This window comes from Janthinobacterium sp. JC611, assembly GCF_018682595.1.
Lineage (GTDB): Bacteria > Pseudomonadota > Gammaproteobacteria > Burkholderiales > Burkholderiaceae_D > Janthinobacterium.
Genome location: NZ_JAFLJN010000015.1, coordinates 89,988 through 111,567 on the forward strand (window position 1 = coordinate 89,988; position 21,580 = coordinate 111,567).

Annotated in this window: 16 protein-coding genes; 9 read left to right on the top strand and 7 right to left on the bottom strand. The window is 65.6% G+C overall.

From position 1 onward, the window contains the following. Positions 1-75: 75 nt before the first annotated feature. The gene (locus tag J0O65_RS11410; protein WP_215406830.1) at positions 76-867 is read left to right on the top strand and encodes a hypothetical protein; all 792 of its coding nucleotides are present in this window, start codon (positions 76-78) and stop codon (positions 865-867) included. 6 nt (positions 868-873) lie between these two features. Here the strand turns inward: J0O65_RS11410 and J0O65_RS11415 are convergent, their stop codons facing one another. Then, entirely contained in the window at positions 874-1,392 is a 519-nt protein-coding gene (locus tag J0O65_RS11415) for a CcdC protein domain-containing protein (protein ID WP_215406832.1), read from the bottom strand. 189 nt (positions 1,393-1,581) lie between these two features. On the opposite strand from J0O65_RS11415, the gene J0O65_RS11420 reads away from it, so the two are divergent. From J0O65_RS11420 to J0O65_RS11430, 3 genes are read left to right on the top strand one after another with little or no spacing between them, the layout of a single operon-like run. Beyond that, on the top strand, positions 1,582-4,077 hold the full coding sequence (locus J0O65_RS11420; protein WP_251373673.1) for an alpha/beta hydrolase family protein: 2,496 nt from the start codon (positions 1,582-1,584) through the stop codon (positions 4,075-4,077). A 57-nt stretch (positions 4,078-4,134) separates the two neighbouring features. Next, a complete protein-coding gene (locus tag J0O65_RS11425) occupies positions 4,135-4,287 on the top strand; it encodes a hypothetical protein (protein ID WP_180277129.1) in 153 nt (50 codons plus the stop codon). A 24-nt stretch (positions 4,288-4,311) separates the two neighbouring features. Further along, positions 4,312-4,551 (top strand): hypothetical protein, encoded by a 240-nt coding sequence (locus tag J0O65_RS11430; protein WP_099378551.1) that lies wholly within the window; start codon positions 4,312-4,314, stop codon positions 4,549-4,551. Positions 4,552-4,620: 69 nt separating this feature from the next. Here the strand turns inward: J0O65_RS11430 and J0O65_RS11435 are convergent, their stop codons facing one another. Beyond that, positions 4,621-9,045 (bottom strand): translocation/assembly module TamB domain-containing protein, encoded by a 4,425-nt coding sequence (locus J0O65_RS11435; protein WP_215406834.1) that lies wholly within the window; start codon positions 9,043-9,045, stop codon positions 4,621-4,623. Further along, positions 9,045-10,934: an autotransporter assembly complex protein TamA gene (locus tag J0O65_RS11440; protein ID WP_215406836.1), complete on the bottom strand. Its 1,890-nt coding sequence runs from the start codon at positions 10,932-10,934 to the stop codon at positions 9,045-9,047. The genes J0O65_RS11435 and J0O65_RS11440 overlap by 1 nt, the downstream gene beginning before the upstream one ends. Positions 10,935-11,155: 221 nt before the next feature. On the opposite strand from J0O65_RS11440, the gene queC reads away from it, so the two are divergent. Continuing rightward, positions 11,156-11,869: a 7-cyano-7-deazaguanine synthase QueC gene (queC, locus tag J0O65_RS11445; RefSeq protein WP_215406838.1), complete on the top strand. Its 714-nt coding sequence runs from the start codon at positions 11,156-11,158 to the stop codon at positions 11,867-11,869. Between the two features lie 78 nt (positions 11,870-11,947). After that, a complete protein-coding gene (locus tag J0O65_RS11450; protein WP_215406840.1) occupies positions 11,948-12,853 on the top strand; it encodes a sterol desaturase family protein in 906 nt (301 codons plus the stop codon). Here the strand turns inward: J0O65_RS11450 and J0O65_RS11455 are convergent. Further along, a complete protein-coding gene (locus tag J0O65_RS11455) occupies positions 12,837-13,073 on the bottom strand; it encodes a helix-turn-helix domain-containing protein (RefSeq protein WP_215406975.1) in 237 nt (78 codons plus the stop codon). The genes J0O65_RS11450 and J0O65_RS11455 overlap by 17 nt on opposite strands. Continuing rightward, the gene (locus tag J0O65_RS11460) at positions 13,070-13,567 is read right to left on the bottom strand and encodes a hypothetical protein (protein WP_215406842.1); all 498 of its coding nucleotides are present in this window, start codon (positions 13,565-13,567) and stop codon (positions 13,070-13,072) included. The genes J0O65_RS11455 and J0O65_RS11460 overlap by 4 nt, the downstream gene beginning before the upstream one ends. 203 nt (positions 13,568-13,770) lie before the next feature. Between J0O65_RS11460 and J0O65_RS11465 the strand changes: the two genes are divergently transcribed. After that, complete coding sequence (locus tag J0O65_RS11465; protein ID WP_251373674.1) at positions 13,771-16,809, top strand: sensor domain-containing diguanylate cyclase; 3,039 nt, start codon at positions 13,771-13,773, stop codon at positions 16,807-16,809. On the opposite strand, the gene J0O65_RS11470 is transcribed toward J0O65_RS11465, so the two are convergent. Next, positions 16,810-17,184, bottom strand: a complete 375-nt coding sequence (locus tag J0O65_RS11470; RefSeq protein ID WP_215406844.1) for a hypothetical protein — start codon at positions 17,182-17,184, stop codon at positions 16,810-16,812. It abuts the gene before it with no gap. A gap of 212 nt (positions 17,185-17,396) precedes the next feature. On the opposite strand from J0O65_RS11470, the gene J0O65_RS11475 reads away from it, so the two are divergent. Next, entirely contained in the window at positions 17,397-17,633 is a 237-nt protein-coding gene (locus J0O65_RS11475; RefSeq protein WP_215406846.1) for a hypothetical protein, read from the top strand. A 123-nt stretch (positions 17,634-17,756) separates the two neighbouring features. Continuing rightward, positions 17,757-18,269, top strand: a complete 513-nt coding sequence (locus J0O65_RS11480) for a hypothetical protein (RefSeq protein ID WP_215406847.1) — start codon at positions 17,757-17,759, stop codon at positions 18,267-18,269. 133 nt (positions 18,270-18,402) lie between these two features. Here J0O65_RS11480 and J0O65_RS11485 read toward each other — a convergent pair whose 3' ends face one another. After that, positions 18,403-21,573, bottom strand: a complete 3,171-nt coding sequence (locus J0O65_RS11485; RefSeq protein ID WP_215406848.1) for an efflux RND transporter permease subunit — start codon at positions 21,571-21,573, stop codon at positions 18,403-18,405. Positions 21,574-21,580: the final 7 nt, after the last annotated feature.

Here is a 21,580-nt window from a genome sequence, read left to right on the forward strand (position 1 = left end):
CACTGTGGATACAGATTGCCTATAATTGCCTATTTTCCAATAGTGTTTTCCTGATCCATGTCACAGTCGATTTCCATGCCGTTGCGCCGCCTCGGCCGCCTGTTCTGCCTTTCCTCCATCCTCTTGGCGCCCGCCGCCTGGGCCGACAGCCATGCCGATTTCCAGCAAGCCAGCGGCCAGCTGGAAGCGCTGATGGCCAAGGCGACGCCGCAAAGCGGCTTGCCGCGCCTGCGCGATCCTGCCGTGGCGCAGCTGTTTTCCCACATCGCCGACGGCCCGCGCCTGTTCCGGGCGCCCGTCGCCGCGCTGCAGGACGTGAACCAGAGCGTGGCCGTCTGCGAAAAGGCCATGCGTTTGGGAAAAACATACTATGCGTTTGGCATGGAATGGCCGTTGCCGCTGTCCGGCACCGAGCTGCAGCAGGCGCGCAAGGAACAAGTGACGCAGAACCTGGCCAATTATGGCGATGAAATGAGCATGTTATTTGCTTTCAGCATGCATTGCCATGGCCATCTGATAGCGCTGATGGAGCAGGAATTCAGCGCCCAGCCGGCGGACGCGGTGAGCGGGCCCGAACGTTTGCGCGCACGCGCGTTCAGCAAGAATACGGCCGTTGTTTACACGAGCGTGGTGCAGTTCGTGCAAGTGCCGTTCTGGAACGTGGTGCAAAAGAAGCGGATGCTGGAAGCGGCCGCGCAGCACGCCACGGCGAATGCCAGGCTGATGGCGCCACCGTTGCGCGAGCGCCTGCTGACCAGCCTGGCCGATGCGGACACGGATCTCGATCCGGCCCTGGCGCCGGCGCTGGCGACGATACGCCAGGCCTTGTCGGCGACCAGTTGCGAAGGCCTGTGCCGGTATTACTGACCTCGCTTACTCGGCGGCTTGCAGCGGCTTGTTGCGCTGGCGCCAGCGCACCAGGCCCCACGCATACACGGCGTAGTAGCCGATGACGAGGCCGTAGGCGGCCATCGTCAGCGGGCTTTGGCCGAACGGCGGCGGCGGCACGGGCACGTCCAGGCGCGTGTTCAGGTAGATTTCCATGCCGCGGTACAGCAAGCGGGCGATGAACAGCATCGTGATGGCCAGGCCCAGGTAGCGGTGCTGGGTAAAGAAGAAATCCTTGCCGACCTGTTCGAAGCGCGTCAGCTTCAAGCCCAGCACGCCCAGCCAGCCACCGGCCAGCGCCGCCGCGCCCAGGCTGGACAGGGGCAGGACGTCGAATTTCGTCGTCGTGGCCAAAAACAGCAGCAGCGCGGGCAGGGCGACCGCCACGCTCCAGTGCCGCCACAGCTGCGATTTCTGGCGCGCCACCAGTTTCTTCAGGCGCGAATAAATGCGCCAGACCAGCAGCGGGACCAGGAACAGCAGGGCGAGGGTGGTGGTTTCCATGTAGGCAATCGGGTGCGGGTAAAACAGCGATTGTAAGCCAGATGGGGACGGGCGGCGATGCTTGTTAAACGGTAAAAGTTGCTTGTTGACATTTACATGGCATGAACGCACTATGCCCTGTCACACAGCGCCGCCATGAGCGGTGCCGTGCGTTCGCTGCCTGTCACCACCTTCATACACTGGAGTTCCATGTCTACTCGTTTGCCTTTGCTGCCCATCACCGTTGGCCTGATGGCCTCGTCTACTCTGGCCATGGCGCAAGATGGCGCTTATCAAGCCCCGCCGGCGCCCCTGCAAGCCATCGTCGATGCGCCGCGCGCGCCGACCCTGAGCCTGAGCCCGAAACGCAACCTGGCCGCCGTGCTGCCCACGCCATCCTTGCCCAGCATCAGCGAAGTGGCGCAGCCGGAGCTGAAGCTGGCCGGCTTGCGCATCAATCCGCGCACGTATTCGGCCAGCCGTTTCAGCTTCCACACGGGACTGGGCTTGCTCGACATCGATACGCAGAAGGACATCAAGGTCAGCGGCTTGCCCGCCTCGCCCCGCATCGCCGACCTGGCCTGGTCGCCCGACCAGCGCTACCTGGCGTTTACGCACGTCGCCTATGCCGATCCCGCCAAGGGCGTAAAAGAGTCCGGCGTGGAACTGTGGCTGCTCGACGTGCAGACGAAAGCGGCGCGCAAGCTGGGCACGCAATCGCTGTCGACCGTCTATGGCCGCGGCTTTTCCTGGATGCCCGACAGCAAGACCCTGCTGGTGCAGCTGAAGCCGGCCAAGCTGGGCGCGGCGCCCGTGGCCAGCGGCATCCCGACGGGCCCATCCATCCAGGACAGCGTGCCCGGCGGCGGCGTCAAGCAATTGCGCACCTATCCCGACCTGCTGAAAAACGAACAGGATGCGCAGCTGTTCGAACACTACATCACCGTGCAGCTGGCCTTGCTGGACGTGGCGGGCAAGCAGCGCCTCGTCGGCCAGCCGGGCCAGTTCTCGCGCGTGTCGGCCTCGCCCGACGGCAAGCACCTGCTGACGACCAGCATCGTGCGTCCGTATTCGTATATCGTGCCGGCGCACGACTTCGGCCACAAGATCGACGTGCGCGACCTGAATGGCAAGGTGGAGCATGCGCTGGCGGCCCTGCCGCTGGAGGAAGGGCTGCCGCCAGGCAATGACGCCGTGTCGGCCGGCGTGCGCTCCGTCAGTTGGCGCGTCGATGCGCCGGCCACCCTCGTGTGGGCCGAAGCGCAGGACGGCGGCGACCCGGCCAGGGCGGCGGAGATCCGCGACATCGTCTACACGCAGGCGGCGCCGTTCACCACCAAGCCGGCCGTGCTGGCCAAGCTGGGTTCGCGCTATGCGGGCGTGGCCTGGGGGCGCGGCGACCTGGCCCTGCTGAGCGAAGCATGGTACAAGACGCGCGCCGTCAAGCAGTGGAAGATTGCGCCAGATCAACCTTCCACGCCGGCCGACCTCGTGTATGCGGGATCGTTCGAGGACCGCTACAACGATCCGGGGACGCCCGTCATGCGCGCCGATGCGGCCGGCTTGCCGCGCTTGCTCATCACCGCTGATGGTTCCATCCTGCTCGACGGCCAGGGCGCCTCGAAGGAAGGCGACCGTCCCTTCATCGACCGCCTGAACCTGGCGACGAAGCAAAAAGAGCGCCTGTTCCAGAGCGCCGCGCCCTACTATGAAAACGTGGTGGCCGTGCTGGACGCGGATGGCAGCCGCTTGCTGTCGACGCGCGAATCGCCGACCGAGCAGCCGAATTACTATGTGCGCAACCTGAAGCAGCAGGGCGCGGCGCAATTGACGGCCCTCACGCATTTTCCCCATCCGCTGCCGCAATTGAAGGACGTGCAGAAAGAGCTGATCCGCTACAAGCGCGCCGACGGCGTGGACCTGACGGCGACGCTGATGCTGCCGCCGAACTACGACGCCCGCCGCGACGGTCCGCTGCCGACCCTGATGTGGGCGTATCCGCAGGAATTCAAGACGGCCAGCGCGGCCAGCCAGACCAAGGGCTCGCCCTACAAATTCAATGCCGTCAGCTACTGGGGCCCGGCCGCCTTCCTGTCCATGGGCTACGCCGTGCTCGACAATCCATCGTTTCCCATCGTCGGCAACGGCGAGCAGGAGCCGAACGACACGTATCTGCCGCAACTGGTGGCCGATGCCGAGGCGGCCGTCGAGGAAGTGGTCAAGCGGGGCGTGGCCGACCGCCATCGCATCGCCATCGGCGGCCACTCGTATGGCGCTTTCATGACGGGCAATCTGCTGGCGCACACGCGTCTGTTCCGCGCCGGCATCGCCCGCAGCGGCGCCTACAACCGCACCCTGACGCCGTTCGGCTTCCAGGCGGAAGAGCGCCCGTTCTGGCAGGCGCCGGCCGTCTACCAGGCCATGTCGCCGTTTAACTATGCGGACAAGATCAAGGATGCGCTGTTGATGATCCATGGCGAGCAGGACAACAACTCGGGCACCTTCCCCATCCAGAGCGAGCGCATGTTCCAGGCCGTCAAGGGCCTGGGCGGCACGGCGCGCCTGGTGATGCTGCCGAATGAGAGCCACGGCTACCGCGCGCGCGAATCGATCATGCAGATGCTGTATGAAAGCAACAACTGGCTGGAGAAATATGTGAAGAACGCGGCGCCGCCGGCCGCCGACGTCCAGCCGGCAGGCAAATAAGGGCGGCGGTGGGCATCTCGTGGTATGGTCTTCCTTTGTCCGCAGGGGAGGTCCGCCATGTCAGTCATCCATGCCCACCGCGCGCCCGATCCGGCGCCTGTCGATGAACCCATGCCGGTGCCGGAGCCGCAAGAAGCGCCCGGGCACCATCCGGGGCCCGTGCATCCGGTGCCGCAGGATGATCCCGTGCCGCACCCGCATCCCAGTTAATCTCGTCAAGAAAGGCTGTTTTAGATGGCAATTGTCAAGGAAGTCTACACACGCAAAGTCAGCGGAGAATCGTTCGACTATGAACTCGATTACACCCAGGGCACGGACGTGGCCTGGATCGCGCGCGTGTATCACGACGGCGTGCTGAAAGGCTCGCCGCACGGCGCGCTGACGGCCAACGTGCTGTCCGGCCCCGCGCTGGAACAATATCTGCGCGCTTACGTCGAAGGCATGATCGAGCGGGGCCTCGACGTGGCCGAGTAAGCTCGCCTTTGCGGCAGAGCAAAGAAAAAGGGCGCCGAGGCGCCCTTTGTTGTTTCTGGTTGTCGCAATCTAATCGAATGCCCATGTATATAAAACGTCGAGCGCATTGTTCGTGCCGGTCTGGAATTGCAGGGTGATGCGGCGGTTCAGCTTGTAGCGCAGCTTGACCAGGCTCGTCGCCGTGCTCGTGCCTTGCTCGAACGTCAGGTAGGCGCGCGAGGACAGGCGCTTGCCGACGGTGACGACCGTGCTTTCCAGCCCTTGCGCCTGCGACAGGCCCACTTCGTCGAGGCCCAGCGAGTTCGCCAGCTTGCCTTGCAAGCCGCCGCCGGAGCCGCCGAAGAGGGCGCCCGCGGCCGTCGTCAAGAGGGCCATTTCATCGCCGGCCGCCGTTTCCGCGCCGTGGCCCAGGATCAGCCAGGCCAGCTTGTCGCTGTCCGACACGCTCGGCGTGGAGACCAGCTTGGCCGTCGGCGCCTGCGCCGTGCCGCGCACTTCCACGCCCGCTTCCACGTTCGTTTCCGACAGGGCTTCGCCTTCGGGCCTCTTGCGCACGGCCAGGATGTTCAGCGACGGATTGTCGTAGGCGCCCGTGAAGGCGATCAGGCCCCGCTCGATGGACAGCTTTTGCCCGTAGGCCGCGTACTGGCCGTTGGTGACCTTGATGCTGCCCGTCACGCGCGGCGCGGCGCGGTTGATGACGCGGGCGCGCACATTGCCCGCCAGGTCCGCGTCGATGCCCATGCCGCGCAGGTGGAAGTTATTGCCCAGGTCAAATTCCAGGTCGATATTCAGGGGCAGCGACGGCGCTTCCTTGCTACCCCTGACTTCCTTGCCCAGCACCACCACGTCGCTGCTTTGCGTCGGGGTATCCTGCGGCGCCAGTTCGATCAGCGCGCGGTTGGCCTTGAACTTGCCCTCAAAGCTGAAACGCTTGTCGTTGCGCACCAGGGTGCTGTTGCCCGACAGAACCAGGGTGCGGTCGGGGCGCGACAGCGCCTGCAGGCGGTCGGCCAGCAATTTCAGTTCCAGGCTCGCCTCGCCATTCGCAAAGCGCACCCAGCCATCGGCCTGCACCTTGCCGTCGCCGCCGTCAAAGCTCAGGCGCTGCAATTGCAATTGGTCGCCCGCCAGCTTGGCTTGCAGCACGCCATTGCGCAACTTCAAGCCCTGGTCGGCCCAGTTCACCAGCAGCTTGCTGCCGTTGATGTCGCCATTCAATTGCGGCGCGCCGATGGTGCCGCTGCCGGACAGGGCCACTTTCAAGGCGCCGCCCAGCTCCAGGCCCGGTTGGCCCGTCAGCGGCGCCAGCCACGCCAGTGTATCGATATTGGTGGTGCCCGTCAGGGACAGGGCGCTGTCGTTGCTGATGCGCCCGCCCAGCATTTGCACGGTGGCATTGATATCGCTCTGGCCCGCGCGCGCGCCATCGAGTTTCACGGCCAGGCGCAGTTGCTGGTTGGCCACGTCGATGCGCGCATCGAAGGTGCGCAAGCCCAGCGCCAGCGGCTGTTCCACGCCCACCGTCACGTCGCCTTTTTCGCGGTAGACGTGCAGCATGCCGGCCAGGGACGGATCTTTCTGCTTGGCCGTCGGCACCTGCATGTCGAGCGACCATTGCGCGCCCAGGGTCAGGTCGCTGCGCGCATTGGCTTGCAGCGAGGGAATGACTTGCGCCAGGTAGGTCAGCGCCACGCCGGCCGCCTGGCCGGAACTGGTCCAGCGGGGACCGTTCTTGACCAGGCTTTGCATGGTGATGCTGCCGGCTGGCAATTTGATGACGGTGTTGCCCACGCTGATCTGTTCCGGCTGGCCCAGGCCCGCCACGCCGCTGCCGGCCGGGCCCGCCACCTTCACGGGCACGGGCGCCTGCAGCACGAGCGCATAGCGGCCCTTGTTTTGCAGGCTGTCGATGCTGCCCGTCCAGTTGGCGCCGCTCTGGCTGCCGCGGACTTGCACGCTGGCGTCGAAATCGTCGTTGCGCGCCGCCAGGTTCACCGTATGGCTGCCGCGCGTGCCGGAGGTACTCAGGCGGGCGCTGCCCAGCTTGAAGGTGGGCGTGCCGTAGCCGGTAATCTCCAGGCTGCTGACCATGGGGTCGAGCGCGCCCTGGCCGGCGCCCACGCTGGCGCTGCCCTTGATGGATTTCAATTGCTGGTCGCCAAAGAAGGTCAGGTCGCGGCCATCGAGCGTCAGTTGCGCGGCGGGCGCGTCCATCTTGCCGCTGACGGAGCCGGCCGCCTGCAGCGCGCCGGCAAAGCGGGGACCCAGGGTCGACAGTTGCGGCGCATCGAGTTTCCACGTCAGCTTGTCGGTGGCGCCGCCCAGCGCGCCCTTGGCCAGCAGGCTGTTCGGCCCCAGGCGCAGTTCCGCATCGACGCTGTCGACCCGTTTCGCGTTGGCCGACAGTTTGGCGTAGCCGGCCAGCGGCGCGTTTTGCAGGGTCGATTCGCGCAGGGCCAGGTTGACGGTCGCCTGCCAGTCGCTCGTCAATCGTCCGCTGCCATTGAAATCTGCGTTGACGTTGCCGTTGGGTAGTGATGCGCCAAAGGAGGCCGGGTTGATCTTTTGCAAGGACCCCGTCATTTTCAATTCCGCTGCCTGCTTCGGTCCCGTCAAGCCCACGTCGCCGCTGGCATGGATGGCGCTGTCCGGCGCGGGACGCTTGCCGCCGGTGAGGCCCAGTCCTTTCGCATCGGCAACAAACGTCGTGCGCGGCTGCTGCACGGTGCCTTGCAGCACGCCGCTGGCCAGCACGCTGCCCAGCAAGTCGCCCTGCAGCGCGGACAGCTGGCGCGCGTCGACGTTCCAGTTGAGCTTTTCGCCGGCGCCGCCAAAGTTGCCCTTGGCCGTGACGTTGTTTTTGCCCAGCGCCAATTGCACGTCGATGCCGCTGAAATGGGCCGCATCGGCCGTCAGCTTGCCCTTGCCCGACAGGGGCTGGTCGAGCAGCTTGCTGGGGCGCACGGTGAAGTCCGCATTCGCCAGCCATTGCGGGGCCACGTGGCCGTTGGCGCGCACGTCGAGGTTCAGGTCGGCCACGGGGAAGGCGCCGAAGTCGGCGGGATTGAGACGGCTGGTGCTGGCCACGGCCTTGAACGGTTGTTCATCCTTCAGGCTGATCTGGCCCGTCGCGTTGACGCTGCTTTTTCCTGCTTGCAAGGTTGCCTTGCGCAATTGCACGAGGGAATCGGCGAGCGTCGCTTCCACGTCCAGGCGCAGCTTGGCCTCGCCCAGTGTGGCGCGCAGGGTCTGCGTCTTGCCATCGCTGTCGAGCACGATATCGCCCACGATCCTGGTGCTGTTGATGCTGCTGTAGATGTGCTGCAAGTCGATCTTGTCTGTGTGCAAGGTCAGTTGCGCCGTGCCGATGGGCGCGTCGGCCGCGTTGCGGTTGAGCTTGCCGCTGCCCGTGAATTTGCCCGCGTTGCCGAAGTCGATGATGGCCGACTCCAGGGTCGTGGCCGTCAGGGTGCCGCCCAATCTCGCCTCGAACTGGCGCAGCGGCAGTTTTTGCTGGTCGATGGGGCCCGGCGTGGCGTGGTTGAGGATGGCCAGCTTGCCCGACACGGTTTGCGCGTTGGGCCGGGTGTCGATGGCCGCGTCGAGTTCCAGGCTCAGGTCCGCCTGCGGCAGGGTCGCGTCGAACTTGCCCGGATTGATGTTGCGGCCACGGATGCTGGCCGAGCGCAGGATGATGACGGGGTCGAACGGCGCCAGCGCCAGCTGGGCGTCGGCCGTGGCCGCGCCCGCATTGCCCTTGGCCGTCACCTTCAGCACGTTCAAGTCGCCGCCCAGCTGCAGATGCAGGGCGGCCGGTTTTTCGCCGGCGGCCGCATTGAGCTGCGTCAAGCCTGCCTTGCCGCTCAGCTTGAACGGCTGCGTGGCGGCGATCGTCGCGCTGGCCGTGGCCTGGCCGAATGGCGTCTGCGCCGAGGCGTCTTCCAGCTGCCATTGCGTCTTGTCGCCCGATAAGGTGAAACGGATCTTTTCAAACACCGTGTTGCCGCCCGCGCTGACCAGGGTGACTTTGTCCAGGCGCGCGTCGGCAACGCCGATCTTGAACGGCGAAGCGAGGCTGGCCGGCATGCTCGACGGTTCCTCGGACGGCGCCGTGCTTTCCACGGACAGGCTGGCCACGTGCAGTTCGCTGATGGCGATGCCTTCCGAGAAGAACTGGAACGGCGACCAGTTGATGTCGATGTTGTCGGCCGTGATGTGCTGCGTCTTGCTGCGGTAGCTGACGTGGCCCAGGTGCATGCGGTTGTACAGCGAGCCGGAGACGCCCGACACGGCGATGTCGCCGCCGCTGGCGCTGGCCACTTTTTGCACCAGCATCTGCAAGGTCGATTCGCGGCCCAGGAACCAGAAGGCGCCGCCCAGCAGCACGGCCAGGCTGGCGACGGCGATCAGCAGGTAGCGCATCCAGCGCCGCGCTGGCTTTGCCGGCGGCGGGGGCGCGGCGTGGGGGGATTCGGTAAGAGTATCGGACATCAGAAGGTGAATCCCAGGGAAAAGTGCAGACGGAATTTTTGGACGGCGTGGCCATATGCCACGTCAACATTGATGGGGCCGACGGGGCTCTTGTAGCGCCCGCCCAGGCCATAGCCCGATTTCGGCGTCATGGCCGCCTTCACGGTATCGGCCGCGTTGCCGGCGTCATAGAAGGCGGCAATGGCCCACTTCGGCTTGAACCAGTACTGGTATTCGGCGCTGCCGGTGAGCATGTAGCGCCCGCCGATGGTGGCGTCGCCTTCCTTGACGCCCAGTTCCTGGTAGCCATAGCCGCGCACCGACTGGTCGCCGCCCGCGCGGAACAGGTAGACGGCCGGCACGCCGCGTTTTTCCTTCGAGCCCAGCGCGCCCATTTCGCCGCGCACGATCAGCTCGCCTTTTTCACCGAGCGGACGGTAATACACGGCCTTGCCGGCCACGCGCACGAAGCGCTCGTCCGTCAGCACGGGCAGCAGGGCGCCGCCCACCTGGGCGTTGATGACGTAGCCCTTGGTGGGAAACAGCAGGCTGTCGAGGCTGCGTTTGGTGATGGCGTAGGTCAGCGGCAAGCTCTTGCTGCGCGTCTGTTCCAGGCCGACGACGGTCTTGTCTTCGCTGAGGAACTCGAACGTCAGGCTGCGTTCGAGGTTGGTGCCACCCCAGTTGCGCTTGGCCGAGATGGTGGTGACGGCCGTGATTTCGTTGGAAATGTCGCTGCGCTCGAACGAGGCGCCCGCGCTGTCGTTGTAGCCGCGTTCGGTCGTTGGAAAGTAAAAATTGGCGTGCGCCGCCTGTTTCTTCGTTTCCATGGTGATCGCGCTCTTGAAGCGCGTGCCCCATACGTTCAGGTTGTCATAGTTGAGCTGGGCGCGGTTACCCGTGTTGGTACTGAAACCGAGACCGGCGCTGACGTTCTGCTGCTTGTTTTCCGTCACGCGCACGACCAGCGGCAGCCGCGGCGCGGGGCCGCGGTTGGCGGGCTTGGCGCCAGGAGCGGCCTCGGCTTGCTGGCTTTCCTGGCCCGCCTCTATCTGCTCGCTGAGGATGCTGCTCATGTCGGCGCTCACTTCCACGCTGGCAAAGTAGCCCGTGTCCTGCAGGCGCGCCTGGAACGATTGCAGCGCCGATTCGCTGTAGTAATCGCCCGGGCGTATCTTGTCGAGGTTGCGGATGATGCTGGCGTCGTAGCGCTTCAAGCCTTCGATGCGCAGTTCGCCGAAGCGCAGCTCGGGGCCGCTGTCGAGCACCACCAGCAAGGAGACCTTGTGCGTTTCCGGGTCGACCACGGCTTGCGTGTCGACCAGCTGGGCGCGCGGGTAGCGCGTCTGCACCACTTCGCGCAGCAGGGCGCGCTTGGCCGCTTCCCAGTCGGCCTGGCGAAACACGCTGCCCGTCTTCAGCGACCAGCTGCGCTTCAGGGCTTCCGTATCGTAGGGTTCGCTGGCCGCCAGCGGCGGCGTGGGGTCGAAGCCGCGCAATTCCAGCTCGACCTTGTCGATGGTGACCGGCTGGCCCGGGTCGAGGTCGACGATGACGACGGGTTTGGCGCCCGTCGTGTCGACGCGCACCGTGACGACGGGCGTGTAGTAGCCGGCTGTGGCGACGAGGTTTTTGGCTTGCTCGGGCGTATCGCGCACGAGGCGCTGCAATTGCTCGCGGTCCATGCGCGGGTTGCCGCGGAAGCGTTCCAGGTCCAGGTTTTTTTCAAGCAACTCATCAAGGTCGCCGGGCGCGTTGACCTTGACCTCGTACTGCAGCGGGGCGGGCGCCGCTTCCGTGGCGCTGGCGCTCTCCGGCGCCGCATCTGGCGTGGCCTCCTGGGCGCCGGCATGGGCGATGGGAAACAGCGACAGGGCGCCGCCGGCGGCCGCCAGTGTCAGTTGACCCATCACTTTTGTCACTACTTGTGCCAAAATCCGTGGTCGTATCGCCTTGCCGGCAGCCGTATGCCGTATGGGTCGTGCAGAAAACATGGTGCTCCAGATGAGTAAATGCTGACTGCATGTTACCGGAATAGGTAAACTGATGGCGGACGAATAAGTATTTTTTGCAATGGGAATCCTGTTTCCCCGCGCACCCGGAACAGAATCAAACTGAAAAGAAGGAAATTATGCTAGCAACGGACTCCGCACTGGTGCTCTTTAGCGGTGGACAAGATTCCACCACCTGCCTGGCCTGGGCCCTCAAGCACTATAGCCGCGTGGAAACGATTGGCTTCGACTATGGCCAGCGCCATGCGATCGAGCTGAGCGTGCGTCCCGGCGTGCTGGAACAGATGCGCCAGCAGTCGCCCGAGTGGGACAGCCGCCTGGGCCAGGACCACATGATCGACCTGTCCTTGATTTCCGCCATTTCCGACACGGCCATGACGCAGAACGTCGAGATCGTCATGCAGGAAAACGGCTTGCCGAACACCTTCGTGCCTGGACGTAACTTGCTGTTCATGACGGTGGCCGCCACCGTGGCCTACCGCCGCGGCTTGACGGTGCTCGTCGGCGGCATGTGCGAGACGGATTTCTCCGGTTACCCGGATTGCCGCGACGACACGATGAAGGCGCTGCAAGTGGCCCTGAACCTGGGCATGGACACGCGCTTGAAGCTGGAAACGCCGCTGATGTGGCTGGACAAGGCGCAAAGCTGGGACCTGGCGGAAGACCTGGGCGGCCAGCCGCTGGTCGACCTGATCCGCAGCGGCACGCATACGTGCTACCTGGGCGAGCGGGGCGAGCTGCACGACTGGGGTTATGGCTGCGGCACTTGCCCGGCCTGCGCCCTGCGCGCCAACGGCTACCGGCAATATGCCGCGCGCAAGGCCCAGAAATAAGCAGTTTGCGCCGTTTCTTCAAGCGGCGCGGCGGAGAGACCAGCCATGCTGTGGTTTTTGCCACAGGAGCGTCTTGCCATGAAATCCCTCTTTGCCGCGCTGTACGGCCCCGTGTTCTGGGCCGGCTTCATCGGCGCCGCCAGTTGCCTGATCGCCGCGTGCCACGCTTCTCTCTGGGTCTTGCCGCCCTTGCTGCTGCTGGCCCTGTTCACTTCCTTGCTTGCCGAACGCTATCTGCCGTATGACGGCGCGTGGAACGACGGGCACGGCGACGGCGGGCGCGACGTCGTGCATGCGCTCGTCAACGAGGCGCTGCACCTGCTGGGCCTGGCCGCCTTCCCCTTGCTGGCCGGACACCTGGCGCTGGGGCCGTTCTGGCCGGTCCAGCTGCCGTTCTGGGTGCAGCTGCCGCTGGCGATCGTCATCGCCGATTGCGGCATCACGCTCGTGCATTACCTGAGCCACCGTTCTTATTGGCTATGGAAACTGCATGCCGTGCACCACAGCGTGCGGCGCCTGTATGGTTTGAATGGCTGGATGAAACACCCTTTGCACCTGCTGCTGGAAGCGGCGGGCGGCATGCTGCCCTTGCTGCTGCTGGGTATCCCGGAGCCAGTCATGGCCGTGCTGGCGTTTGCCGTGGCGATCCAGCTGTTGCTGCAGCACGCGAATGTCGATATGCGCATGGGGCCGCTGCGTCACGTGTTTGCCTGGGCGCCCCTGCACCGTTTTCACCACATGAAATACGGCACGGCCGGCGACGTGAATTTCGGCCTGTTCTTTACCTGCTGGGATCGCTTGCTGGGCACCGCCGTCGACGCGCCGGGCTACCGCATGCGGGGCGAGGACCTGGGCATCGGCAGCCGACCCGACTACCCGGTGGCCTACCTGCCGCAACTGATCGAACCGTTACGCGCGGAAGAGGGCGTGCGCGCGCCCGCATTGCCGGCGGACTTGCGTAAAGCCATCAATCGAGCAGCTTGACGTCGAGCCGGCGCAAGCTGCGGTCGGCGCGCACGCCGAACAGGCTGCGCATGGTGCGCGAAAAATGCGCGGCATCGGCAAAGCCGGCGCCGTGGGCCGCCTGCGTCAGGGTGCTGCCGAGCACAATCAAACGGATGGCCAGGCGCAAGCGGCGCCACAGCACCAGTCGCCGCACGGGCAGGCCCAGCTGGGCGCTGAACAGGCGCTCCAGCTGGCTCAGCCCTCGGCCACGGCCGCCGCGCTGACCTTGCCCGACAGCAGGGCGTCGACCTGGTCCAGCGCCCGCAGCAAGCGGGGATCGGCCAGCTGCTGGCGCGGCTGGGCCTGCAGCGCGGCGGCGAGCTTGTCCAGCGCAGGTGCGCCTGCGCTGCCGGCCGCCGCCAGCAGTGCCGCCCCGCCCAGCCGCTGCGGTTCCGCATAGATCGTCAGCAGGGGCGCTGGCGCGCTCAGGATGGCGTGCGGGCGCAGGCTGTCGACCAGCAAGTGCCGCGCCGTGTGGACGATGCCGTCGAGCTCGGCCGTGAAGGGCGCCCCCGTGCTCAGCATCAGCTGGTGCGCGTAATGGGCGTGGCTATCCGTGGCGCCTGCCGCGCCATGCAAGATGGCGAAGTCCGGCGCCAGCCAGAGTGTTCCCTGCCAGCTATCCTGCTGCAAATGCGACTCCTGCGCGGTGGATTGCGGGCGATCATACCAGCCGCCGCGGATAGTTTTCACGGCATCGAATTTTCCTGGAGTACGTATCATTGCACTGACGAAATATGTGATTTTTTTAATACAATAATCGGCATTGCAAGGGCGCCCGCCGTAACGTACTATCATTCTCATCGACTACCAATGGTAGTCGTACAGCCCGCCGCCAGCCATGTTGCTGGCCGTGTGGCGGTTCGATGTCCGTTTTGTCTGTCTGCCTGCCTGTCATGTTTACACGCGCGTCTTCGTCGTGGTTTGTCCGGCCAGTGTCGCACTGGGTGGGGCCGCGCGTGCTGGCCGCGCTGGTGCTGGCGCTGTGCCTGGGATTGACGTATGGCGCCTGGCGCAATGCCCACGATGCCATCGAACAGCAGGTGCAGGCCGATTTCGATTTCCGCGTGCGCGAACTGGTGGGCAACATCGTCGGCCGCATGCAGACCTATATCCAGGTGCTGCACGGGGTGCAGGGACTGTATGCCAGTTCGCAGGAAGTTACGCGCCGCGAATTCCATGCCTATCTGGCGGTGCAGCAGGTGGACCGCCACTTTCCCGGCATCCATGGCATCGGCTACCTGCCACTGGTGCCCGGCGCCGCCCTGGCGCGGCACGAGGCCGGCGTGCGCGCGGAAGGCTATCCCGGCTATGCCGTGCGTCCTTCCGGCCTGCGCGCCTGGCATGCACCGGTCACCTATCTGGAACCTTTAAACGATAGCAACCTGCTGGCCTTCGGTTACGACATCGCGTCCGAACCCGTGCGCCGCGCCGCGCTCGAACAGGCGCGCGACACGGACCAGGCCGCCATGACGGGCAAGATCCACCTGGTGCAAGATGGCGGCAACGCGCAGACGCATGGCTTCCTGGTCGTGCTGCCCGTGTATGAGAATGGCTTGCCGCGTGGCACTGTGGAACAGCGGCGCGCCGCCCTGCGCGCCTGGGTCCTTGCGACCTTCCGCATGGGCGAGCTGATGGCGGGCGTGGGCGGCGAGGGCGCGCGCCAGCTGGACCTGGAAATTTATGACGGCGCGCAACTGGCCGGGGCGGCCCTGATGTACGACAGCTTGCCGGGGGGCTTGTCCGCTGCGGCCTCGAACAGCCTGCTGTCGCGGCAAGCGATCACCATCGCCGGCCGCTCCTGGAGCGTGCGCGTGCGCGCCATGCCGGGCTTTGACGGCGAACTGCTGGCGCGGCCCCGCCTGGTGGCCTGGACCGGTTTGCTGGCCAGCATCGTGCTGGCGCTGGCGGCCTGGCTGCTGGCGGCGAGCCGCGCCCGCGCCCAAGCGGCGCTGGCCCGTTCGAGCCAGCTGACCGCTCAGCTGGAGCAGGGGCAGGCGAGCGTGCTGGCGATGGCCGAAGCGGCGCAGCGCAGCCAGGCCATGCTGCGCAGCATCCTCGATTCGACCATCGACGGCATTCTGGTCGATAACGTCGATGGCCGCATCTTTATGTCGAACCGGCGCTTCCGCGACCTGTGGCAAGTGCCCGACGCGCTCGACTGGCAAGCCGATGGCGCGGCGCTGGTGCGCCATGTGGAAAGCCAGCTGGAGCAGGCGGCGCCCTTCCTCGGGGCACGCGTCCACGCGCCGCATGGCCACCGCGAGCGGCGCGACGTGCTGCTCCTGCGCGATGGACGGGTGGTCGAGCAATATGTGCGCAGCATGCAGCTGGGCAATGAAGAGGCGCGCTTGTGGACTTTCCGCGATATCAGCGAGCGCAGCCAGATGGAGCGGCGCGAGCACACGCGGCGCCAAGTGCTGGAAATGCTGGCCACGGGCGCGCCGCTGGAACGGGTGCTGGAAAGCGTGGTGCTGAGCGTGCAGGCCGACCATCCCGCCATGCTGTGCAGCATCTTGCTGCTCGATGAAAGCCGCCACCGCCTGGTGCTGGGCGCGGCGCCGGGCTTGCCCGCGTTTTTCAACCTGTCCAGCCATGGCCATGACCTCGATACCCTGCAGGGCGTGCATGGCATCGCCGCGCAAGCCGTGCGCGACGGCCAGCGCGTGATCGTGGGCGACCTGCATGCGGATGCGCAGGGGACGATGGAACTGGCGTGCCGGGCCCAGCTGCAATCGTGCTGGGCCGAGCCCGTGCGTGGCGGCTCGGGCAAGCTCCTCGGGGTGCTGATGGCGTATCACCGCCAGCCCACCTTGCCGAGCGCGGCGCACCTGGCGCGGCTGAGCGAGGCGGCGCACCTGGCCGGCATGGCCATCGAACAGGCGCAGGTGGCGCTGGCCCTGCGCGCCGGCGAAGCGCGCTTCCGCAGCCTGTACGACCATGCGCCCGTGGCCCTGTGGGAACAGGACTGGTCGGCCGTGCGCGCCGCGCTAGACGCTCTCGAGCAAGCGGGCGTGCGCGACCTGGGCGCCCACTTCCAGGCCAATCCGGACGCGCTGCAGCGGCTGGCGGGGCTGGTGCGCATCATCGATGCGAACGGCGCCGCGCTGGCGCAGGTGCGCGCCAACGAGGACGACCAGCGCCGCGGCGCGCTGGGCCTGGCGCAGAATTTCGACGACAGCGCCTTGCACCGTTTCGGCGATGCGCTGCTGGCGCTGGCTGGCGGCGCCCACCTGTATGAGTGCGAAAGCAGCTTCGTGCGTCTCGACGGTGCGGCGCGGCAAAATGAATTGAGCTTGCTGGTGATGCCCGGCCATGCGGACAGCCTGGACTTCGTCATGGTGTCCTCGCTCGATATCACCGAGCGCAAGCGCATGAATGCAGAACTGCTGCAGCTGGCCACCACGGATTTCCTCACCGGCTTGCCGAACCGGCGCCACTTCATGGCGTCGCTGGAAAACGAGCATGCCCGCTTGCAGCGCGAACTGGCCAGCTACGCCAGCGTGCTGATGCTCGACATCGATCACTTCAAGCGCGTCAATGACGAGTATGGCCACGCCGTGGGCGATGCCGTGCTGCGCCACCTGGGTGCGCTGATGTGCCAGGCGCTGCGCAAGGTCGACGTGCCGGGCCGCGTGGGCGGCGAGGAATTCGCCATCTTGTTGCCGGGCACGGACCTGGCCGCTGCGGCCGTGTTTGCCGAACGGCTGCGCAGGCGCGTGGCGGAAAGTGCACTGACCACCGATGGCGGCATTGTGATTACCATCACGGTGAGCATCGGCATGGCCGCCATGGCCGGCACCGACGCCGATTGCGACGCCGTGCTGGCGCGCGCCGACGAGGCGCTGTACCGGGCCAAGCGGGGCGGACGCAACCGCATCGAACAGAATGATGGCGGCGGCGACCGCGTGCTCAGCAAGTTCATGGCGCAGTGATTACAGGCTGTGCTGACGCGCTTGCGCCTGCTTGCGGTTGCGGCTGACGATCAGCCACATGATGGCGACGGGAATCAGCAGCGGCAGCAGCACGGGCGTGCTCAAGGCCAGCGCCAGCACCACGCAGAAGGCCACCACGGCGATCAGCACCACGCCCACGCCGGCCAGGACGACTCCCGTCACGACGGCGGCGCACACCAGCGCAATGGCGGCGACCAGCAAGCCGCCGCCGGCAAACACCAGGCCGAACAGCCACTCCAGCGGACCGTCGACATCGTCGCCGTGGAATTGCATGTGCATGTCGCTGCCGCTGATCTTGTCGAGGAACAGGCAGGCGAGCATGACGATGAGGACGAAGGTGAGCAGTTTTTTCATGGTAAGCCTCGGTGTGTGGGGAATCGGGTGTTGCATGGTCACACTGTAGGGGCGTGCCCGGCTCGCCGCCAGCGGCATGCGACAGGCCGTCATTTTCACGGTATGGAAGGCGCTGGAGGCCAAGAAAACGCTGACCTGGAACAAGATTTCTTTTCTTGTAATGTGCGCAAGCCGTCCTATACTGACTACCTCAGTCTCGCAAGGAGGGCAACATGCTTGTGTTTGCAGATACCGGGGATCAATCGCTATCCCCCCGCGACCATCGCATCACGCGCCAGCGTAGCGCCACGCAGTCCTGCGCCGAGCCCGTCGGCGCGCCATCGGCGATACCGCCGATCATCATCACCCCGTTCAATTACCATGCGCCGCTGCCGGCCATCGACCCGCGCTGGGTACCGCCCGGTCCACCGCTGACCTGGCCCAACCGGCCTGCCATGTCCATGTGCTGACAGCCGCCGGGGCGCAGGTGCCGGACGGAAGTGCTGGACGTGCCGCCATGCCGCCGGCAAGGCGGCACGGGAGGCTGATTTCGTCTATCATGTTAGCCCCGACCTTCCATCACGAGCACCGCCATGAGTACCGATTTCCCCGACTTTTCCGACGAAGCAGCCGAGCAGGACAATGACGCCCCGATCCAGGAGCCGCGCCTGTGGGTAGGCAATGGCTGGACGGCGCGGGTGATCAAGAACGAGGAAGATGAAGGCTGGGCCGTGGCCATGATCAAGGATGGCGAACCGGAGCCGGCGCTGGTGGGCCCGTGGACCATGGGCCGCGACAAGAAAAACCCGAAGCCGCTCGACGTCAACGCCTTCAACACGCTGGTCAAGACGGCCTCGGAAGTGCTGCGCCGCCACGAGCAGCAGCTGCATGCGCAATTGCACAAGAACCTGTTCGTCGCCACCGACGAGGGGCAGGTCAAGGTGATGTTCGACATCGTGCCCGACGAAGACCACCCGTACGCGGAACTGAGCGCCTACGACGTCGACGGCGAACAGATCGCCAAGGTGCGCACCTCGGCCGCCTTCAAGTTCAACGCCACGTCGGCCGCGAACTGGATCGAAGGCGGCTACCGCCGTCCAGGCTAGCAAAATCTACTGCGCGGCACGCTTTGCGGCCTCCGATGCTCGCTGTACTTGAGTACAGCTGCGCTTCTCAGCCACAAGGGGGCGCCGAGCCTCGGAGCCGCTCGCTACGATTTTGCTACGCCTGGCTCCATGACTACACCGCCGCGCCTTCGGGCGCGGTGTGCATTTCCACCTCTTCTTCCTTGCGGTACGCCAGCCGGTACAGCAGCGGCAGCACCAGCAGGGTCAAGGCCGTCGACGACAGGATGCCCCCGATCACCACGGTGGCCAGCGGACGCTGCACTTCGGCGCCCGTGCCCGTGGCGATCGCCATCGGCACGAAACCCAAGGACGCCACCAGCGCCGTCATCAAGACGGGCCGCAGGCGCGTGATCGCCCCTGCCCGTATCGCTTCCTGCAAGGGCATGCCCTGTTCGCGCAGCTGGCGGATGTAGGCGATCATCACCAGGCCGTTCAGCACGGCCACGCCGGACAGGGCGATGAAGCCGACGGCCGCCGAGATCGACATGGGAATGTCGCGCAGCCACAGGGCGACGATGCCGCCCGTCAAGGCGAACGGGATGCCGCTGAACACGAGCAAGCCATCCTTCACGTTGCCGAACATGGCGAACAGCAATACAAACACGAGGGCCAGCGCCACCGGCACCACCAGCTCCAGGCGTTGCGTGGCCGACTGCAGCTGCTCGAACTGGCCGCCCCAGCTGGTCCAGTAGCCGGGCGGAATGGCCACCTGCGTTTGCAACTGCTGCGCGGCGTCGGCCACGAACGAACCGATGTCGCGCCCGCGCACGTTGGCGCTGACGACGATGCGGCGCTTGCCGTCTTCGCGGCTGATCTGGTTCGGCCCCGGCGCCACGTGCAGGCTGGCCACTTCGCCGAGCGGGATGAAGCGCGCGCGGCCTTCTGCCGCCGCGCCCAGGGGCAGGGCGATGGGCAGGCGTTTGAGTTGCTCCAGGTCGCTGCGCAGGCTGTCGGGCAGGCGCACGACGATGTCGAAGCGGCGGTCGCCCTGGAACAGGGTGCCCGCCGCCTGCCCGCCGATGGCCGTGGCGATCGCCGCTTGCACGTCGGCGATATTGAGGCCGTAGCGCGCCGTCTGCTCGCGGTCGATCTGCACCGTCAGCATGGGCAGGCCCGTGGTCTGCTCGACTTTCACTTCCGTGGCGCCCGGAATCTTGCCCAGCACGCCGGCGATCTTCGCCGCCGTGCCGTCGAGGACAAGCATGTCGTCGCCGAACAGTTTTACGGCCACGTCGCTGCGCACGCCGGAAATCAGTTCATTGAAGCGCAGCTGGATCGGTTGCGAAAACTCGTAGTTATTGCCCGGCAGGCTGGTGGCCGTCGCTTCGATTTCCGCCAGCAATTGCTCGCGCGACTTTTTCGGGTCCGGCCATTCGTCGCGGGGTTTCAGCATGATGTAGCCGTCGGAAATGTTCGGCGGCATGGGGTCCGACGCGATCTCGGCCGTTCCCGTGCGGGCGAACACGCGCGCGATTTCCTTGTGGTTTGCCATCAGCTTGCGTTCCAGCTGCTGCTGCATGGCCAGCGATTGCGTCAGGCTGGTGCCAGGGATGCGCAGGGCCTGGATGGCGATGTCGCCCTCGTTCAGGCTGGGCACGAATTCGCTGCCCATGCGCGTGGCCAGCAAGCCCGACAGCACGACAGCCACCGCCGCGCCCGTCAGCACGACGGGCGTGTTGCGCATCACCTGGTCCAGCAGCGGCGCATAGCAGCGCTTGGCGGCGCGCATGATGGCGTTTTCCTTCTCCGCCACCTTGTCGCCGATAAACAGCGCCACGGCGGCCGGAATGAAGGTGATCGACAGCAGCATGGCGCCCAGCAGGGCGATCACCACCGTCAGGGCCATCGGCGTAAACATGCGGCCTTCCACGCCGGTGAGGGCGAAGATGGGCAGGTACACGACCATGATGATCAGCTGGCCATACAGCAAGGGGCGGCGCGCCTCTTGCGATGCCGCAAACACTTCCTGAAAACGTTCCTGCAGGGTCAGCGGCCGTCCCAGCTTTTGCTGCGCATGGGCCAGGCGGCGCACGCAGTTTTCCACGATCACCACGGCGCCATCGATGATGATGCCGAAGTCCAGCGCCCCCAAACTCATCAGGTTGGCGCTCACATGGTATTGCACCATGCCCGTAAACGTGAACAGCATGGCCAGTGGTATCACCATGGCCGTGATGACGGCCGCGCGGATATTGCCGAGGAACAGGAACAAAATCGCGATCACCAGGACGGCGCCTTCCAACAGGTTTTTCTTCACCGTATTGATGGCCTTGTCGACCAGCACCGTGCGGTCATACACGGTGACGGCGTGCACGCCCTTCGGCAGGCTGCGGTTAATCTCCAGCATTTTTTTATCGACGGCTTGCGACACGGCGCGGCTGTTCTGGCCGATCAGCATGAACACCGTGCCGAGCACCACTTCGCGGCCGTTTTCCGTGGCCGCGCCCGTGCGCAGTTCGCGCCCCAGCACCACGTCGGCCACGTCGCGGATGCGGATGGCCACGCCCTGCACATTGGCGACGACGATGTTGCCGATGTCGCTTTTCGAGGCCACCTGGACCGGCGCGCGTATCAGCAGCTGCTCGCCCTGCTTTTCGATGTAGCCGGCGCCCACGTTGCCGTTGTTGCGCTCGAGCGCCGTCACCACGTCTTGCAGGCTGATGCCGTAGGCGGCCAGTTTTTCCGGGTAGGGCGCCACCTGGTATTGCTTGGCGTAGCCGCCGATGGCATTGATTTCCGTCACGCCCGTGACGTTGCGCAACTGCGGCTTGATGATCCAGTCCTGGATTTCGCGCAAGTCCGTCGGCGTGTACGGCGTGCCGTCCGGCTTTGTCGCGCCGTCCTGTGTTTCCACCGTCCACAGGTAGATTTCACCGAGGCCCGTGGAAACCGGGCCCATCTTCGGCGTGATGCCGGACGGCAGACTTTCCTTCGCTTCCTGCAAGCGCTCGTTGATCATCTGGCGCGCAAAATAGATGTCCGTGCCATCCTTGAAGATCACGGTCACCTGCGACAGGCCATAGCGCGACAGCGAGCGCGTCTGCTCCAGGTTGGGCAAGCCGGCCATGGCCGTCTCGATGGGGAAGGTGACCCTTTGCTCGGTTTCCAGCGGCGAATAGCCGGCGGACTGGGTATTGATTTGCACCTGTACATTGGTGATGTCGGGCACGGCGTCGATGGGCAGCTTTTGATAGCTGTAGATGCCCAGGCCGGCCATGGCAGCGACGGCCAGCAGAACCAGCCAGCGCTGGTCGATGGCGAAGCGGATCAAGCGTTCAAACATGATGGTT

What these genes read in the sequence shown, in the direction of transcription:
- J0O65_RS11450 (WP_215406840.1), top strand. Translation starts at nt 11,948, where the DNA reads ATGAAATCCCTCTTTGCCGCGCTGTACGGCCCCGTGTTCTGGGCCGGC.
- J0O65_RS11425 (WP_180277129.1), top strand. Translation starts at nt 4,135, where the DNA reads ATGTCAGTCATCCATGCCCACCGCGCGCCCGATCCGGCGCCTGTCGAT.
- J0O65_RS11480 (WP_215406847.1), top strand. Translation starts at nt 17,757, where the DNA reads ATGAGTACCGATTTCCCCGACTTTTCCGACGAAGCAGCCGAGCAGGAC.
- queC (WP_215406838.1), top strand. Translation starts at nt 11,156, where the DNA reads ATGCTAGCAACGGACTCCGCACTGGTGCTCTTTAGCGGTGGACAAGAT.
- J0O65_RS11470 (WP_215406844.1), bottom strand. Translation starts at nt 17,184, where the DNA reads ATGAAAAAACTGCTCACCTTCGTCCTCATCGTCATGCTCGCCTGCCTG.
- J0O65_RS11485 (WP_215406848.1), bottom strand. Translation starts at nt 21,573, where the DNA reads ATGTTTGAACGCTTGATCCGCTTCGCCATCGACCAGCGCTGGCTGGTT.
- J0O65_RS11465 (WP_251373674.1), top strand. Translation starts at nt 13,771, where the DNA reads ATGTTTACACGCGCGTCTTCGTCGTGGTTTGTCCGGCCAGTGTCGCAC.
- J0O65_RS11410 (WP_215406830.1), top strand. Translation starts at nt 76, where the DNA reads ATGCCGTTGCGCCGCCTCGGCCGCCTGTTCTGCCTTTCCTCCATCCTC.
- J0O65_RS11430 (WP_099378551.1), top strand. Translation starts at nt 4,312, where the DNA reads ATGGCAATTGTCAAGGAAGTCTACACACGCAAAGTCAGCGGAGAATCG.
- J0O65_RS11475 (WP_215406846.1), top strand. Translation starts at nt 17,397, where the DNA reads ATGCTTGTGTTTGCAGATACCGGGGATCAATCGCTATCCCCCCGCGAC.
- J0O65_RS11415 (WP_215406832.1), bottom strand. Translation starts at nt 1,392, where the DNA reads ATGGAAACCACCACCCTCGCCCTGCTGTTCCTGGTCCCGCTGCTGGTC.
- J0O65_RS11435 (WP_215406834.1), bottom strand. Translation starts at nt 9,045, where the DNA reads ATGTCCGATACTCTTACCGAATCCCCCCACGCCGCGCCCCCGCCGCCG.
- J0O65_RS11420 (WP_251373673.1), top strand. Translation starts at nt 1,582, where the DNA reads ATGTCTACTCGTTTGCCTTTGCTGCCCATCACCGTTGGCCTGATGGCC.
- J0O65_RS11440 (WP_215406836.1), bottom strand. Translation starts at nt 10,934, where the DNA reads ATGGGTCAACTGACACTGGCGGCCGCCGGCGGCGCCCTGTCGCTGTTT.